This is a genomic window from Streptomyces sp. NPDC058045, assembly GCF_042885635.1.
In the GTDB taxonomy this organism is placed as follows: Bacteria; Actinomycetota; Actinomycetes; order Streptomycetales; family Streptomycetaceae; genus Streptomyces.
This window is the reverse complement of record NZ_JBHVRR010000018.1, coordinates 76,562-92,988: the sequence shown is the minus strand read 5'-3', so window position 1 is coordinate 92,988 and position 16,427 is coordinate 76,562. Positions and strand designations below refer to the sequence as shown.

The following is a 16,427-nucleotide window of genomic DNA, read 5'->3' as shown; positions in this document are numbered from 1 at the left end:
TCCCTGGCCAGTGGCGGTAGCGGTAGCGGGTTACGCTGCGGATCATGCTTGTCGCTGCCGCCGTGTGCCCCTGCCCGCCGCTGCTCGTCCCCGCGGTCTCGGCCGGTGCCGCGCCCGAATTCGACGCGGCCCGAGCCGCCTGCGTCACCGCCGTACGGGCGCTGGCCGAGGCGCGGCCCGAGCGGCTGGTGGTCGTCGGTCCCGCCGAGCGTTCCGGCCGCGGCGCCCACCCGGCGGGTACCCCCGGCTCGTTCCGCGCCTTCGGGGTGGACCTCGCGGTGCGGCTCGGTACCCCCGCCGAGGGCGAGGACGCCGAAGAGGGGGACGGTGAGCGGGAGTTGCCGCCCTCGCTGGCGGTCGCCGCCTGGCTGCTGGAGTACGCCGGCTTCCCGCCGCTGCCCGTGTCGGGCCTCGGCGTCGGTGAACCGCTCGCCCCCGAACGCTGCCTGACCGCCGGTGCCGGGCTCGCCGCGGGCGGGGACCGTCTCGCCCTGCTGGTGATGGGGGACGGCAGCGCCTGCCGCAGCGTCAAGGCCCCCGGCTATCTGGACGAGCGCGCCGCCGGTTTCGACGCGGCGGCCGCCCGTGCCCTCGGCGCCGCCGACACCGAGGCACTGGCCGCGATGGACCCCGAACTCGCCTACGAACTGCGGGCCGCGGGCCGTGCCCCCTGGCAGGTCCTGGCCGGCGCCGCCCGGAACGCCGGCCTCACCGGCCGGCTGCTCCTGGACGAAGCGCCGTACGGCGTCGGCTACTTCGTCGCCACCTGGACCTGACCGGCCACCGGCCGGGCCGAGCCGGGCCGGTCGCCGTACGGCGGGCGCGTTTGGGAGACTGACCCGGTGAACACCGCACCCCCCGCCCCGCGGGTCATCGCCGTCGTAGGGCCCACCGCGGCCGGCAAGTCCGACCTGGGGGTACTGCTGGCCCGGCACCTCGGCGGAGAGATCGTCAACGCCGACTCCATGCAGCTCTACCGCGGCATGGACATCGGCACCGCGAAACTCACCCGGGAGGAGCGCGGCGGGGTGCCGCACCATCTGCTCGACGTGTGGGACGTCACCGAGACCGCCAGCGTCGCCGAGTACCAGCGCCTCGCCCGCGCCGAGATCGACCGGCTGCTCGCCGCCGGGCGCACCCCCGTCCTGGTGGGCGGCTCCGGGCTCTATCTGCGGGGCGCCCTGGACCACTTGGAGTTCCCCGGCACCGACCCCGGGGTGCGGGCCCGGCTGGAGGAGGAGCTGAGCCTGCGCGGTTCCGGTGCGCTGCACGCCCGGCTGGCCGCCGCCGACCCGGAGGCGGCCCGCGCCATCCTGCCGAGCAACGGGCGCCGGGTGGTCCGCGCACTGGAGGTGATCGAGATCACCGGCAAGCCGTTCACCGCCAACCTGCCGCGGCACGACGCCGTCTACGACACCGTGCAGATCGGGGTCGACGTGCCCCGCCCCGAACTGGACGAGCGGATCGCGGCCCGCGTGGACCGCATGTGGCGGGCCGGACTGGTCGACGAGGTGCGCGCCCTCGCGGGCCGCGGGCTGCGCGAGGGCCGTACCGCCTCCCGGGCCCTCGGCTATCAGCAGGTGCTCGCCGCGCTCGCCGGGCAGTGCACCGAAGCGGAGGCGAGCGCCGAGACGATACGCGCCACCAAGCGCTTCGCGCGCCGCCAGGACTCGTGGTTCCGACGCGATCCTCGGGTGCACTGGTTGAGCGGTGCGAGCGCCGACCGGGCGGAACTCCCGGGCCGTGCTCTGGCGTTGGTCGAACGGGCGGTCACAGCCTGATCACGTGATGGCATCGGGACGCCCCGGCCGTCATCCGGGCCTTCTGGGGCGTGCCATCATCAACATCGATCAGCCAGAGTGGAGTTCCGAGTGGGAGGGCGCGTGGCGATGGAGGCCGGCCCTCGCGACACCGGACACGGCGGACGCCACCACACCGCGCAGCGCGACCCTGACCCCACCGACCCCGCCGTACCGGGTCCCCGGGAGCGCGACGGTCTCACCGAGGACGGTCCGGACACCGAGCCCGAGGACGGCTCCGGCCGGGGCGCGGCGGACGGGGACGACGGGATGCCGGCCGACCCGGAGGTCGAGGTCGAGCTGCGGCCGCAGCGGCGGCTGAGGATCTGGCAACTGGCGCCCATCGTCGGCCTGGCCGCGCTCGGCTCCCTGATGTTCGCCTTCCCGCTCGCCTTCGAGTTCGGCGACGGCGGCGCCGTGGTCGCCATGCTGGGCCTGCTCATCAGCTCCTGCGCGGCCGGCTGGGGCATGATGGCCGCCCGCCGCGTCGGCCACACCTGGCCCGGACTGCCGCAGCGCGGCTCCGGCGGCCGCCCCGACTGGCGGGTCATCGGCGGCTACGCCCTGGTGCTCGCCGCCGTGGTGGTCCTGGCGGTGTGGCGGGTGGCCCGCCTGCGCGGCTGACCTCCTGCTTCGCTGCCCCGGCCGCCCGCCGTCCCGTATCACGCGCAGCCCGTAGGATCGAGGGATGAGCACGCGGATCGCCTTCCTCAAGGGGCACGGCACACAGAACGACTTCGTGATCGTGCCCGACCCGGAGAACGCCCTGGACCTGCCGCCCGTCACCGTCGCCGCGCTGTGCGACCGGCGGGCCGGCATCGGCGGGGACGGGCTGCTGCATGTGGTGCGCTCCGCGGCCCATCCCGAGGCCCGGCACCTGGCGGACCGCGCCGAGTGGTTCATGGACTACCGCAACGGCGACGGCTCCGTCGCGGAGATGTGCGGCAACGGCGTCCGCGTCTTCGCCCGCTACCTCCAGCGCGCCGGGCTCGCCGCCGAAGGCGATCTGGCCGTTGCCACCCGCGGCGGGGTGAAGCAGGTGCACATCGCCAAGCCCGCGGACGGCACCGAGGGCGAGATCACCGTGGGCATGGGCCGGGCCCTGCTGCCCGAGGCCGGCGCCACCGTCACCGTCGGCCCGCACCGATGGCCCGCCCGCAACGTCGACATGGGCAACCCGCACGCGGTGGCCTTCGTGGACGACCTGACACAGGCGGGCGACCTGTACCGCGCGCCGCAACTCACCCCGGCCGGGGTCTATCCGCACGGGGCCAACGTCGAGTTCGTGGTGGACCGCGGTGAGCGGCACCTCGCGCTGCGGGTGCATGAGCGGGGCGCGGGCGAGACCCGGTCCTGTGGCACCGGCGCCTGCGCGGTGGCCGTGGCCGCGGCCCGGCGGGACGGCGCCGACCCGGCGGCCACCGGCCTCCCCGTCACCTACACCGTGGACGTCCCCGGCGGCCGGCTGGTGATCACCGAGCGCCCCGACGGGGAGATCGAGATGACCGGCCCGGCGGTGATCATCGCCGAGGGGGAGGTCGAACTCGGACTGCTCACACACGCTTCGTAACCGTAAACCCCGAAACTGTCGCTGGAACGAGTGATCTGTTTCACGCTCGGCCAGAGCCGGTCGGACGCACATGATGGGCTCGGTAGCATCAAGCACCGGCCCGGACGGGGTAACCGCCCGCCCTCCCGGCGTCCTCGCCCGGGGGTCGCCCCGCCGCCCCGCCGGTCCACGCTGCCGGAGGTGCCCCATGAGTGCGGAGGCCACACCGCCCCTCAACCCGACGACGTCCGACGCGCACCGCAGACGCGCCAGGGCCCGTCTGGATCTGCGCAGACTGGGGCGCGCCGCACTGCTGGGGCCCGCCGCCCGGGACCGGCTGCCCGCCGCCATCGTGCACATGGCGGGAGTGCACCGCGGCCACCATCCGCACGCCGACCTGGAACCGCTGCGGCGCGCCTACCTCCTCGCCGAGTCCTCGCACCGCGGCCAGATGCGCAAGAGCGGCGAGCCGTACATCACGCACCCGCTCGCGGTCACTCTGATCCTCGCCGAACTCGGCGCGGAGACAACGACGTTGACCGCTTCCCTGCTGCACGACACGGTCGAGGACACCGAGGTCACCCTGGAGCAGGTGCGGCGCGGCTTCGGCGAGGAGGTCTGCTATCTCGTCGACGGCGTCACCAAGCTGGAGAAGGTCGACTACGGTGCCGCCGCCGAGCCGGAGACCTTCCGCAAGATGCTCGTCGCCACCGGCAACGACGTACGGGTCATGTCGATCAAGCTCGCCGACCGGCTGCACAACATGCGCACCCTCGGCGTGATGCGCCCCGAGAAACAGGCCAGGATCGCCCGCGTCACCCGCGACGTCCTCATCCCCCTCGCCGAACGCCTCGGAGTGCAGGCCCTGAAGACGGAGCTGGAGGACCTCGTCTTCGCCATCCTGCACCCCGAGGAGTACGAGGAGGCCCGCCGCCTCATCGCCGCCCACGACGAGAGCGGCGAGGACCCCCTCGGCGGGATCGCGCAGGAGGTGCGCGGAGTGCTGCGGGAGGCGGGCATCGCCGCCGAGGTGCGGATCCGCCCCCGGCACGTCCTCTCCGTGCACCGGGTGCTGCGCAAGCGGGGCGAGCTGCGCGGCACCGACTTCGGGCGGCTCCTGGTCCTCGTCCAGGAGGACGCCGACTGCTACGCCGTCCTCGGTGAACTGCACACCTGCTTCACCCCGGTGATCGCCGAGTTCAAGGACTTCATCGCGGTCCCCAAGTTCAACCTGTACCAGTCGCTGCACACCGCGGTGGCGCGCTCGGGCGGGGAGATCGCGGAGATCCTGGTCCGCACCCGGCGGATGCACAGCTCCGCCGAGGCCGGGGTGATCGCCCTCGGCAACCCCGACGCACACCCGCAGCCGGGGGAGGGGACGGCCGGAGCCGACGGTGAGCGCGCCGACCCGACCCGGCCCGGCTGGCTCTCCCGGCTCCTGGAGTGGCAGCGGGCCGCACCCGACCCGGACACCTTCTGGCACACGCTCCGCGAGGACCTCGCCCAGGAAGGCGAGATCACCGTCTTCCGTCCCGACGGCGGGACCCTGGGCCTGCCCGCCGGCGCCAGTTGCGTGGACGCCGCCTACGCCTGCCACGGAGAGGACGCCCACGCCTGTATGGGCGCCCGGGTCAACGGCCGCCTCGCCACCCTCGGCACCGTCCTGCGCGACGGCGACACGGTGGAGCTGCTGATGGGCCAGGACCCGGGCTCCGAACCCTCCCGCGACTGGCTCGACCACGCCCGCACCCCCGCCGCCCGGATCGCCATCGAGCGGCGCCTCGCCTCCCACCCCGCCACCGAACGCGCCCCGCAGTCCGCGCCCCGCACCCCCGTCAGCGGCCCCGCCATGCGCCCCGTCGCCGCCGGGGTGCTGGTCGACCGGCCGGGCGCCGCGGTACGCCTGGCCGGCTGCTGCACGCCGGTACCGCCGGACACCGTCACCGCCTTCACCGTCCGCGGCAACGCCGTGACCGTGCACCGCGCCCAGTGCCCCGGCGCGATCCGGATGCAGGCCGACGGGCGCCCCGAGGTCCCGGTCCGCTGGGGGGAGAGCGCCGAGTGCCGGGTGACGCTGCGCGCCGAGTCCTTCGGCCGCACCGGTCTGCTCGCCGACCTCACCGAGGCCATCGCGGGGCAGGGCGTCGCCGTGATCTCCGCCACCGTCGAGCCCCCGACCCAGCAGCGCGTCCACCACTCGTACACCCTCCAACTCCCCGACGCCGGGCTGCTTCCCGGGCTGATGCGGGCGATGCGCGAGGTGCCCGGCGTCTACGACGTGCACCGCGCCCAGCACCCCACCGGCACGAGCTGACCGGTCCGCCGGTGTCCGCCGTGGCGGTGCCGGGGCGGACTTCCGTTCGGGTGGGTGTGACGCGCGCCGTCGGCGGCGGCCGGGGCCGCGCTGATAGCGGTAGCCCATGCCGCACACCCCCTCCCGCCTCCCCGCCGTACGCCCCGGCCGCGCCCCGCGCCTGAAGCGCACCGCCGCGGCCCTCGTCGCCGCCGCCACCTCGGGCTGCCTCCTCGCCGCCTGGTCCCCACCGCCCGCGGCACCCACTCCGCAGGGCCTCGGCGACCGCCTCTTCCCACAGCTCGGCAACCCCGGCTACGACGTCACCGACTACGACATCGCCCTGCGCTACCGGGGACGAAACGACCGCCCGCTGTCCGCCGTCACCCGCATCGACGCCCGCGCCACCGCCCAACTGGCCCGCGTCAACCTGGACTTCACCCATGGCAAGGTCCGCTCCGTCGACGTCAACGGCCGCGCCGCCCGCTTCGCCACCGCGGGCGAGGACCTGGTGATCAGCCCGGCCCGGGTGGTGCCGCGCGGCGCACCGCTGCGCATCACCGTCCGCCACACCAGCGATCCGCGGCCCGCCCGCGGCAGCGAGGGCGGCTGGGTGCAGACCCGCGACGGCCTCGCCATGGCCAACCAGGCCGACGCCGCCCACCGCGTCTTCCCCTGCAACGACCACCCCTCGGACAAGGCCCGCTTCACCTTCCGGGTGACCGCGCCCAAGCGGCTCACCGTGGTCGCCGGCGGCCTGCCCACCGGACGCACTCGGCACGGCGCCGACACCACCTGGACCTATCGCGGCGCCCACCCGACGGCCACCGAACTGGCGCAGGTCAGCATCGGCCGCTCCACCGTGCTCCGCCGCACCGGACCGCACGGTCTGCCGGTACGGGACGTGGTGCCCACCGCCGACCGCGCCGCCCTCGCCCCCTGGCTGCGCCGCACCCCCGGCCAACTCGCCTGGCTCGAACGGCGCCTGGGCCGCTACCCGTTCGAGAACTACGGACTGCTGGTCGCCGACGCCAGGACCGGCTTCGAGCTGGAGACGCAGACCCTGTCCCTCTTCGAGAAGCGCCTCTTCACCGACGCCCGCTACCCCTCCTGGTACGTCGCCTCGCTGATGGTGCACGAGCTGACCCACCAGTGGTTCGGCGACACCGTCACCCCGCGTACCTGGTCCGATGTATGGCTCAACGAGGGCCACGCCACCTGGTACGAGGCGCTGTACGGGCAGGGCCGGGGCGGCCCCTCCCTGGACCGGCGGATGCACGAGGCCTACCTCCAGTCCGACACCTGGCGAGCCGCCGGCGGCCCACCGGCCCGGCCCGCCCTCCCCGACCCCGGCCGCAAGATCAGCATCTTCCGCCCGGTCGTCTACGACGGCAGCGCCCTGGTGCTGTACGCGCTCCGGCAGAAGATCGGCGCCCGCGCCTTCGACCGCCTGGAACGCCTCTGGATCGAGACCCACCGCGACGGCAACGCCGCCACCTCCGACTTCGTCGACCTGGCGAGCGCCGTGGCCGGCCGCGACCTGACCGGCTTCCTGCACGCCTGGCTCTACGACCGCACCACTCCGCCGATGCCCGGCCACCCGAAGTGGCGCCAGGAGGCCTCGGCGCAGGCCCGCCGGAGCTGACCCCGTGCTCCCGGTGAGCAGGCGGACACCGCGGGAAAAGACAGTGCCGAGACGTGCCGTTCCGTGCGACCATCATCGGGTCGGCCGCACCGAGCGGACGGCCATGGCAGCGGACGGCCGGAGCCCCACCGGGCGGCGGGCCGCGGCGAGGGGCCGGGGAATCTCCCGGCCGCCCCGCACGTTGTCACTTCAGGACGGGTGCCGCCGGCGCCCGGTCGCACTCCCACCACGTAAGGATCCAATGACCTCCACTTCTTCCCCTTCCCAGGCTGCGGGGACCTCCAAGGGCTCCGCGCAGAACCACTCGAACCGTTCCGAGGGACTTCGGGCCGATGCCCTGATGGAAGAGGACGTCGCCTGGAGCCACGCGATCGACGGGCAGCGCGACGGCGAACAGCTCGACCGCTCCGAGCGGGCCGCACTGCGGCGCGTGGCGGGCCTCTCCACCGAGCTTGAGGACGTCACCGAGGTCGAGTACCGGCAACTGCGCCTGGAGCGTGTGGTGTTGGTCGGCGTATGGACCTCGGGCACGGCGGACGACGCGGACAACTCCCTCGCGGAGCTGGCTGCGCTCGCTGAGACGGCCGGCGCCCTGGTGCTCGACGGTGTGATCCAGCGCCGCGACAAGCCCGACGCGGCGACCTACATCGGCTCCGGCAAGGCCCGGGAGCTGCTGGAGCTGGTGATCGAGACCGGCGCCGACACCGTGATCTGCGACGGCGAGCTGTCCCCGGGCCAGCTCATCCACCTTGAGGACGTCGTCAAGGTCAAGGTCATCGACCGGACCGCGCTGATCCTGGACATCTTCGCCCAGCACGCCAAGTCCCGGGAGGGCAAGGCACAGGTCGCGCTGGCGCAGATGCAGTACATGTTGCCCAGGCTGCGCGGCTGGGGTCAGTCGCTGTCCCGGCAGATGGGCGGCGGCAAGGGCGGCGGTCTCGCCACCCGCGGCCCCGGTGAGACCAAGATCGAGACGGACCGGCGGCGGATCCGCGAGAAGATGGCGAAGATGCGCCGGGAGATCGCGGAGATGAAGACCGGCCGCGAGGTGAAGCGGCAGGAGCGCCGGCGCCACAAGGTGCCCTCGGTGGCCATCGCGGGCTACACCAACGCCGGCAAGTCCTCCCTGCTGAACCGCCTCACCGGCGCCGGTGTCCTGGTGGAGAACGCGCTCTTCGCCACCCTGGACCCCACGGTGCGCCGGGCCGAGACCCCGAGTGGCCGGCTGTACACGCTGGCCGACACGGTGGGCTTTGTCCGCCACCTCCCGCACCATCTGGTGGAGGCCTTCCGCTCCACCATGGAGGAGGTCGGCGACGCGGACCTCATCCTGCATGTGGTGGACGGTTCGCATCCGGCGCCGGAGGAGCAACTGGCCGCGGTCCGCGAGGTGGTCCGCGATGTGGGCGCCACCGAGGTGCCCGAGATCGTCGTGGTCAACAAGGCGGATCTGGCCGATCCGCTGGTGCTCCAGCGGCTGCTGCGGACCGAGAAGCGCGCCCTGGTCGTCTCGGCGCGCACCGGTACCGGTATCGAGGAGCTGCTCGACCTCGTCGACGCGGAACTCCCGCGCCCCGAGGTCGAGATCGAGGCCCTGGTGCCGTACACGGCGGGCCGGCTGGTGGCGCGGGCGCACACCGACGGCGAGGTGCTGTCCGAGGAGCACACCCCGGAGGGCACCCTGCTGAAGGCGCGGGTGCACGAGGAGCTGGCCGCGGAGTTCGCCCCGTATGTACCGGCGCCGCTGAGCTGACCGGTCGCGTCACGAGCAAGGGCTGCCCCACTTCCTGCTGGATCGGCGGGAAGTGGGGCAGCCCTTGCCTATGGCGGGCGGCGGTCAGCTACCGCCGTACTTCTGGCTCATCGTGGTGTAGAGCTGTTCGGCGCCGCGGCCCAACTGCGGGCCGGCCAGCCAGGTGTTGTCGGTCGGGCCGATGGAGGTGTTCGACACCAGCTCCATCCGCTTGCCGACCATCCGGAACCAGCCGCCACCGGAGGAGCCGCCGGTCATGGTGCAGCCGATGCGGTACATGGTGGGCTGCGACGAGTCCAGGGAGAGGCGTCCGGGCCGGTCGATGCACTTGTTCATGATCAGGCCGTCGAAGGGCGGGGCGGCCGGGTAGCCCCAGGCGCCCATCGAACCGACGCTCTGCACCGAGGGAGTGGAGAAGTCCACCGGCAGCGCGTTGCCCACGGTCTCCTCCAGCGACTTGGTGCCGCGCTCCGGCTTCACATGCAGTACCGCGTAGTCGTACGGGGCGCCGGCGCCGCCGCTGGCCGCGCCCTGCGCGATCCACTCGTTGGAGGTGGAGGCCCAGTCCGCCCAGTAGGTGCCGTAGGGCGCGATCTCCTGAGCGGCCGAACCGCGCAGCGCCGCCTCGGACTTGCCGTAGTCGTTGTAGGCGGGCACAAAGGCGATGTTGCGGTACCAGCCGCCGCTGCCGCCGTGGTGGACGCAGTGGCCGGCGGTCCACACCAGGTTGGACTTGCCGGGGTGGCCCGGGTCCTTCACGACGGTGCCGGAGCAGACCATGGGGCCCTCGGGCGAGTCGAAGAACACCTTGCCGACGGGGGCCGCGTGCGCGTGGTACGGCGTCTTCTCCCGCTGGGCCTGGACGGGCCGCGGCTCGGGGTCGGTGACCCCCTGCTCGGCGGGGGCGTCCTTGGCGGCGAGGGTCTTGTCGGGGTCCTTCGCGGACTTCATCCGGTCCGGCTTCCACAGACCGTCGACGACCGGGTTGACGAAGTCCTTGGCGTCACGCAGCCACTTGTCCTTGTTCCAGTCCTTCCAGCCCCCGTCCTTCCACTTGTCGACGTCGATGCCGTGGTCCTTGAGGCGCCGGCTGAGGTCGCCGGCCACATCCGACTTGCCGCCGTCGGAGCCGCTGTCGCCGCCGGTCGCCCCGGCGGTGGTCTTGCCCCCGCCGTCGGCCTTGCCGTCACCGTCGCCGCCGCAGGCGGTGGCGGTCAGCGCAAGGGCCGCGACGAGCCCGGCGGCCGCCAGCGCGGAGCGCCGTCCGCCGCGGGCGAAGGGTGGACGTATGGAACGCATGGTGCGAATACCCCCGTTGGAGAGTGCAGTCTGCCGATGGCGGCAGGGATGTCGAGTGCCAGACGGCGTGTATGACACACGGCGTGTATGCCACATATCGGGCCGGGCCTGGCGTGTGTCGTGTGCGTCTCAGGTGAAGATTCCGGGAGACCCGGCGACCTGGGCCCGTCCGCGGTCCCCACTATGCCGGGACCGCAACGGCCGCCGGGCGGCGGGGGGTTCACAGCACCTCCGCCGCCCGGTCGCCAACAGCCTTACCGGCCTGCGTACTTCTTGCTGACGGCGCTGTACACGCCCTTCGCCTCCTTGCCCAGGTGCGGGCCGGCCAGCCAGCCCGCCGTCACCGGGCCGATCGAGGTGTTGGACACCAGCGCGGGCTTGCCGTCACTGCCCGCGGCGACCCAGCCACCACCGGAGGAACCGCCGGTCATGGTGCAGCCGAGGCGGTACATCGTGGGGTCCGTCTCGTTCAGCGACAGCCGACCCGGCTTGTCCGGGCACTGGAACATCTTCTGCCCGTCGTAGGGCGGCGCCGCCGGGTAGCCGGTGGCCGTCATGGACTTGATCTTCGGCACCGCGGCGGCGTTGAAGTCCACCGGGAGCGCCGAACCGACCGTCTCCTCCAGGGACTTGCCCTCCCGGCCCTTCTCCGGCGCCACATGCAGCACCGCGAAGTCGTACGGTGCGCCCTGGCCGCCGGTCGGGCCGCCCTGCCCGATCCACTGGTCGGAGGTCTGCGCCCAGTCCGCCCACCACACGCCGTACGGTGCGACCTGCTCCTTGGGAGCGCCCTTCAGCTCGTCCAGCGACTTGCCGCTGTCGTTGTAGGACGGCACGAACATCATGTTCCGGTACCAGCCGCCGCGCTTACCGGCGTGCACACAGTGGCCCGCGGTCCACACCATGTTCGACTTGCCCGGGTGCGCCGGGTCCTCGACCACGGTCGCCGAGCACACCATCGAACCCTCGGGGCTGTCGAAGAACAGCTTCCCCGACTCCGGCACCTCACCGTGGTACGGCGACTTCACCGCCTGCGCCCGCACCGGCGCGGGCGTCGGATCGGTCACGCCCTGGTCACCGGAGACGTCGTTGTCGTCGACGCCCTTGTCCGGCGGCTCGGCGTCCCGCATCCGGTCCGGGTCCCAGAGGTCGTCGATGATCGGGTTGACGAAGTCCTTCGCCTCACGGAGCCACTTGTCGCGGTCCCAGTTCTTCCAGTCGCCGTGCTTCCACTTGTCGAGGTCGATCCCGTGCTGCTTGAGCCGGTCCTTGAGGTCGTCGGGAACCTTGACGCCGCCCTGCCCGTCATCCTGGGTGGCGGACGCGGAAGGATCACCGGAAGCGTCGTCGTCACCCGGTCCACAGGCGGTGGCGGTCAGGCTCAGTGCGGCACCGAGAGCGAGCGCGGCCGCCACCCGACCTCTGCGGCGCGCACCCCCCGGCGTACGGGCAGCGGACAGCGGACGTATGGATCGCATGGTGTGACTCCCCCTGGGACTTTCGGAATCTTGCGTACTGCGCCGCGTGGGCGAGCGCGTCCGGCCACCGGCACCGCGGCCACGGGGTTTCCGGACCGGCCGCCCCCTCAGCAGCGGCCCCCACACTATGCCGGTGCCATGGGGGACATCCCACGGGAGGGCAACGGTTCCGTCACGGTAAGGATCTTTGCACTGACCGTGATCCCGGGCCCCCGCCGTCGTTGAAGACGCCGGGAGGATCGTCACACCGTGCGGCCCTCCGCCGTCCCGCCCCGCGGCGGGAACCGTGCGAGACCACCGGGAGGACCGAGAGCCGTGGCCGTGACCCAGTCAGCGCCCGTGGCGGAGACCGTCGCACACGAGGGGATCCTGCGCCGCCAGTCGGCACGCGAATCTGCGGCCCGCACCTATGCGCGCGCCCTCCCGATCGTGCCCGTACGCGCCCGCGGGCTGACCGTCGAAGGAGCCGACGGCCGCCGCTATCTGGACTGCCTCTCCGGCGCCGGCAGCCTCGCCCTCGGCCACAACCACCCGGTGGTCCTCACCGCGGTCCGCGAGGTGCTCGACTCCGGGGCACCCCTGCACGTCCTCGATCTGGCCACTCCCGTCAAGGACGCCTTCACCACCGAGCTGTTCCACACCCTGCCGTCCGGGCTCGCCGAACACGCCCGCATCCAGTTCTGCGGGCCGGCCGGCACCGACGCCGTGGAGGCGGCGCTCACCCTGGTACGCCTCGCCACCGGACGCGGCACCATGCTCTCCTTCACCGGCGCCCACCACGGGATGACCGCCGGCGCCCTCGGGCTCTCCGGCGGCGCCCGCGAAGTCACCGCCCACCGGCTGCCGTTCCCGCAGGACTACCGGTGCCCCTTCGGCACCGGCGGCAGCCGCGGCGCCGAACTCGCCGCCCGCTGGACCGAGAACCTCCTGGACGACGGCAAGTCAGGCCTGCCCAGCCCGGCCGGCATGATCCTCGAACCGGTCCAGGGCGAAGGCGGGGTGATCCCCGCCCCCGATGACTGGCTGCGCCGGATGCGCGAGCTGACCGCCGCCCGCGGTATCCCCCTGATCGCCGACGAGGTGCAGACCGGCGTCGGACGCACCGGTGCCTTCTGGGGCGTGGACCACAGCGGCACCGTGCCCGATGTGATGGTGATGTCCAAGGCGATCGGCGGCAGTCTGCCGCTCGCCGTGATCGTCTACCACGAGGACCTCGACGTCTGGCCGGCCGGCGCCCACGCCGGGACCTTCCGCGGCAACCAGCTCGCCATGGCCGCCGGTGCCGCCACCCTGGCCCATGTCCGCGAACACCGGCTCGCCGAACGGGCCGCGGTCCTCGGCGCCCGGATGATCGGCCAACTCCAGGGCCTCGCCGCCGAACACCCCTGCATCGGAGACGTACGCGGCCGCGGGCTGATGATCGGCGTGGAGTTCGTGGACCCCGAGGCCCACGGCACCGCCACCCCCGGGCCCCCGCCCGCGGCCCCCGTACTCGCCGCCGCCGTGCAGCGTGCCTGTCTGCAACGAGGCCTGATCGTCGAACTCGGCGGCCGGCACACCTCGGTGCTCCGCCTGCTGCCACCCCTCACCATCACCGACGAGCAGGCGTCCGCCGTTCTCGACCGGCTCGCCGACGCGATCAGCGCCGCCTCCTCGTCCCACCCCCACCGCGCCTGAGCAGCGCACCACCACCCCCGCAAGGAACCCCCAGTGAACACCGATTCCGCGCCCGACCACCCGCCCGCCACCCTGCCCGCCGGCCCGGCGGACCGCACCACTCCGGTGACGGACGCCCCCACCGTCCCCCGCCAGAAGCCCTTCAGTACCGAGTCGATCGGCGCCCAGCCTTTCGCCCAGCCCCTTGTCCGGGAGCTGGGAATCGGGCAAGGACCCGAGGTCGTCCGGGACTTGGACGTTCCCCAGGAACGGACGCTGTCCCAAGTCCCTGCAAGCGGGCAGGACTTGGCGGCGGCTGACGGTGTCGGGCGGGATCTGCTCGAACACCCTGACCCCGGTACCGCCGCCGAGGCCGCGGCGGTGGAGAACCTGCTGCGCTGCTGGGCGCGCGAGACCGGACTCACCGCCCCCGCATCCGGCCCGCTCCGCGTCCCCCTGCACGCCATCGGCACCGAACTCCTGGTGCCCGTCCACCACTGCTCCGCCACCGGCTGGCACCGCTTCGGCTCACCGGTCACCGCGGCGGACCCGGGCGCCCGCATCGACGCCGTCACCCTCGCCTCCTTCATCACCCGTGAAGCCGCCCACCGCACAGGAGTTGAGGCCGCCGCGGAGGACGGGCCGACGGTCGGCAGTGGTGGTGCCGGGGCAGGTGGGGGCGACGGTGGTGCCTCGGTCAGTGATCTGGTCGCCCGGGTCGCCGACTCCGTCCGCCGTACCGCGCTCTTCATCGATGAGCGGCGCAGCAAACCGGCCGAGACCGATGACCGGTTCCTCGCCGCCGAGCAGTCGCTGCTGCTCGGCCACCCGCTGCACCCCACCCCGAAGAGCCGGGAAGGCCTCACCGAGAGCGAGACCCGCCGCTACTCGCCCGAACTCCGCGGCTCCTTCCCGCTCCACTGGCTTGCCGTCGACCGCGACATCCTCGCCCAGGACTCCGCCTGGACCCGACGCGGCCGCAACGTCCCCGCCGATCGCCTCATCACCCAACTCGCGGGCGCCCCCCTGCCGTTGCCGACCGGGTACGCCGCGCTGCCCCTGCATCCGTGGCAGATGCGGGAGCTCGCCCGGCGCCCCGACACGGCCGCCCTGCTGGACGCCGGCCTCGTACGCGACCTCGGCCCCCATGGGCCGGACTGGTATCCCACCTCCTCCGTGCGCACCCTGTACCGCCCGGATGCCGCCGCCATGCTGAAACTCTCGCTGGGCCTGCGCATCACCAACTCCCGACGGGAGAACCTCCGCAAGGAACTCCACCGCGGCGTGGAGGTCCACCGGCTGCTCCGCTCCGGACTGGGCGTGCAGTGGCACGCCGCCCATCCCCGCTTCGACATCGTCCGCGACCCGGCCTGGCTCGCCGTGGACGGTGCCGACGGCGAACCTGTCACCGGGCTCGACGTGGTGATCCGGCACAACCCGTTCGGGGCCGGGGATGACGCCGCCTGCCTCGCGGGCCTGGTCTCGCCCCGGCCGTCGGCCCAACCGGGCGGCGACGCACCGGAGTTGACGCTGCGCTCCCCGCTCGCCGTGGCCGTGGACCGCCTCGCGGCCCGGACCGGCAGGCCGCACGGCGCGGTGGCCGCCGAGTGGTTCCTGCGCTATCTGGAGCAGGTGGTCCGGCCCGTCCTCTGGCTCGACGGGGAAGCGGGAGTCGCCCTCGAAGCGCACCAGCAGAACACGGTGGTCCTGCTCGACCCGGAGGGCTGGCCGTCCGGTGGCCGCTACCGCGACAACCAGGGCTACTACTTCCGGACCTCCCGTCGCGGCGAACTCCGCAGGCGCCTGCCGGGCATCGGTGACCTCAGCGACAGCTTCGTACCCGACGAGGTCACCGATGAGCGTTTCGCCTATTACCTGGGCATCAACAATGTGCTCGGCCTCATCGGGGCGTTCGGCTCGCAGGGGCTGGCCGACGAGCAGGTCCTGCTGGCCGCGTTCCGGCGCTTCCTCACCAGGGCCGCGTCCGGCCCCGAGAGGTCGCGCAGCCCGCTGCCCGCCCTGCTGCTCGACTCGCCCACCCTGCGCTGCAAGGCGAACCTGCTGACCCGCTTCCAGGGCCTCGACGAGCTGGTCGGCCCCGTCGACACCCAGTCCGTCTACGTCACCATCGCCAACCCCCTTCATTCCTGAGCGAGATGAACCCGCTGCACCTCTGACAACTGCTGAACCCTCCCCGAGAGGAGCGTCATCGTGACGGCAGCCGAAGCAGGCCACCCGGCCGGCACCGGAACCTTTTACGGCTGCCGGCACACCGAGGCCACCGCGCCGCCACCCGAGACCGGACCGTTCGGGGGCGGCGCGTTACCCGCCGCCCGCCGAACCGCCCACGACCTGCTCGACCGCCTCGCCGACTGGTGCCCCGCCCGTACGTCCGCGGGCACCTTCCGGCTCGTCCCGGTCGAACTCCCGCGGGATCTGCAACTGATCACCCGCTGGATGAACGACCCGGCCGTGGCGGAATTCTGGGAGCTGGCCGGCCCCGCATCGGTCACCGAGCGCCATCTGCGGCCGCAACTGGACGGCGACGGCCGCAGCCTCCCCTGCCTCGGTGTACTCGACGGCACTCCCATGAGCTACTTCGAGATCTACCGTGCCGATCTCGACCCGCTGGCCGAGAGCTACCCGGCCCGTCCCCATGACACCGGAATCCACCTCCTCATCGGTACCGGTACCCACCGCGGCCGTGGCCTCGGTTCCCGCCTGCTGTCGGCCGTCGCCGGCCTCGTCCTCGATCACCGTCCCCGCTGCACCCGGGTCGTCGCCGAACCCGACCTGCGCAACACCCCTTCCGTATCCGCGTTCCTGAGTGCGGGCTTCCGCTTCTCCGCCGAGCTGGAGCTGCCCGAGAAGCGCGCCGCACTGATGGTCCACGACCGGGCCTGGCGCGCCCTGCTGCGGCCCGGTCACACAGAGTAACGACCCGTGTCCCCATCC

12 protein-coding genes are annotated in these 16,427 nt (G+C 73.2%); 10 read left to right on the top strand and 2 right to left on the bottom strand.

Annotated features, from left to right (window positions below):
- Nucleotides 1–44: 44 nt before the first annotated feature.
- From ACFVST_RS14115 to hflX, 7 genes are all read left to right on the top strand, one after another.
- Nucleotides 45–776 (top strand): class III extradiol dioxygenase subunit B-like domain-containing protein, encoded by a 732-nt coding sequence (locus ACFVST_RS14115; RefSeq protein WP_390150351.1) that lies wholly within the window; start codon nucleotides 45–47, stop codon nucleotides 774–776.
- A 66-nt stretch (nucleotides 777–842) separates the two neighbouring features.
- Nucleotides 843–1,781, top strand: coding sequence for a tRNA (adenosine(37)-N6)-dimethylallyltransferase MiaA (gene miaA / locus ACFVST_RS14110; protein ID WP_390150348.1), 939 nt, complete (start codon nucleotides 843–845; stop codon nucleotides 1,779–1,781).
- A gap of 108 nt (nucleotides 1,782–1,889) precedes the next feature.
- On the top strand, nucleotides 1,890–2,423 hold the full coding sequence (locus tag ACFVST_RS14105; RefSeq protein ID WP_390150345.1) for a hypothetical protein: 534 nt from the start codon (nucleotides 1,890–1,892) through the stop codon (nucleotides 2,421–2,423).
- Nucleotides 2,424–2,487: 64 nt separating this feature from the next.
- Nucleotides 2,488–3,369: a diaminopimelate epimerase gene (gene dapF, locus ACFVST_RS14100; RefSeq protein WP_390150342.1), complete on the top strand. Its 882-nt coding sequence runs from the start codon at nucleotides 2,488–2,490 to the stop codon at nucleotides 3,367–3,369.
- Between the two features lie 187 nt (nucleotides 3,370–3,556).
- Nucleotides 3,557–5,662, top strand: coding sequence for a RelA/SpoT family protein (locus tag ACFVST_RS14095; RefSeq protein ID WP_390150339.1), 2,106 nt, complete (start codon nucleotides 3,557–3,559; stop codon nucleotides 5,660–5,662).
- A 106-nt stretch (nucleotides 5,663–5,768) separates the two neighbouring features.
- A complete protein-coding gene (locus ACFVST_RS14090; protein ID WP_390150336.1) occupies nucleotides 5,769–7,286 on the top strand; it encodes a M1 family metallopeptidase in 1,518 nt (505 codons plus the stop codon).
- A 241-nt stretch (nucleotides 7,287–7,527) separates the two neighbouring features.
- Nucleotides 7,528–9,039: a GTPase HflX gene (gene hflX / locus ACFVST_RS14085; RefSeq protein WP_390150333.1), complete on the top strand. Its 1,512-nt coding sequence runs from the start codon at nucleotides 7,528–7,530 to the stop codon at nucleotides 9,037–9,039.
- 84 nt (nucleotides 9,040–9,123) lie between these two features.
- On the opposite strand, the gene ACFVST_RS14080 is transcribed toward hflX, so the two are convergent.
- Nucleotides 9,124–10,338, bottom strand: a complete 1,215-nt coding sequence (locus tag ACFVST_RS14080) for a trypsin-like serine peptidase (protein WP_390150329.1) — start codon at nucleotides 10,336–10,338, stop codon at nucleotides 9,124–9,126.
- A gap of 254 nt (nucleotides 10,339–10,592) precedes the next feature.
- Nucleotides 10,593–11,816 carry a trypsin-like serine peptidase gene (locus tag ACFVST_RS14075; RefSeq protein WP_390150326.1) on the bottom strand — a complete coding sequence of 408 codons (1,224 nt, stop codon included), beginning with the start codon at nucleotides 11,814–11,816 and terminating at the stop codon, nucleotides 10,593–10,595.
- 315 nt (nucleotides 11,817–12,131) lie between these two features.
- Between ACFVST_RS14075 and ACFVST_RS14070 the strand changes: the two genes are divergently transcribed.
- The 3 genes from ACFVST_RS14070 to ACFVST_RS14060 all read left to right on the top strand — a co-directional run bounded on the left by ACFVST_RS14070 (nucleotide 12,132) and on the right by ACFVST_RS14060 (nucleotide 16,409).
- Nucleotides 12,132–13,493 (top strand): diaminobutyrate--2-oxoglutarate transaminase family protein, encoded by a 1,362-nt coding sequence (locus ACFVST_RS14070; RefSeq protein WP_390150324.1) that lies wholly within the window; start codon nucleotides 12,132–12,134, stop codon nucleotides 13,491–13,493.
- A 255-nt stretch (nucleotides 13,494–13,748) separates the two neighbouring features.
- Complete coding sequence (locus ACFVST_RS14065) at nucleotides 13,749–15,623, top strand: IucA/IucC family protein (RefSeq protein ID WP_390150394.1); 1,875 nt, start codon at nucleotides 13,749–13,751, stop codon at nucleotides 15,621–15,623.
- A 60-nt stretch (nucleotides 15,624–15,683) separates the two neighbouring features.
- Nucleotides 15,684–16,409 carry a GNAT family N-acetyltransferase gene (locus ACFVST_RS14060; RefSeq protein ID WP_390150321.1) on the top strand — a complete coding sequence of 242 codons (726 nt, stop codon included), beginning with the start codon at nucleotides 15,684–15,686 and terminating at the stop codon, nucleotides 16,407–16,409.
- Nucleotides 16,410–16,427: the final 18 nt, after the last annotated feature.

Coding starts and splice junctions, on each gene's coding strand:
- ACFVST_RS14115 (WP_390150351.1), top strand. CDS start 45: ATGCTTGTCGCTGCCGCCGTGTGCCCCTGCCCGCCGCTGCTCGTCCCC.
- ACFVST_RS14105 (WP_390150345.1), top strand. CDS start 1,890: ATGGAGGCCGGCCCTCGCGACACCGGACACGGCGGACGCCACCACACC.
- dapF (WP_390150342.1), top strand. CDS start 2,488: ATGAGCACGCGGATCGCCTTCCTCAAGGGGCACGGCACACAGAACGAC.
- ACFVST_RS14095 (WP_390150339.1), top strand. CDS start 3,557: ATGAGTGCGGAGGCCACACCGCCCCTCAACCCGACGACGTCCGACGCG.
- ACFVST_RS14090 (WP_390150336.1), top strand. CDS start 5,769: ATGCCGCACACCCCCTCCCGCCTCCCCGCCGTACGCCCCGGCCGCGCC.
- hflX (WP_390150333.1), top strand. CDS start 7,528: ATGACCTCCACTTCTTCCCCTTCCCAGGCTGCGGGGACCTCCAAGGGC.
- ACFVST_RS14080 (WP_390150329.1), bottom strand. CDS start 10,338: ATGCGTTCCATACGTCCACCCTTCGCCCGCGGCGGACGGCGCTCCGCG.
- ACFVST_RS14075 (WP_390150326.1), bottom strand. CDS start 11,816: ATGCGATCCATACGTCCGCTGTCCGCTGCCCGTACGCCGGGGGGTGCG.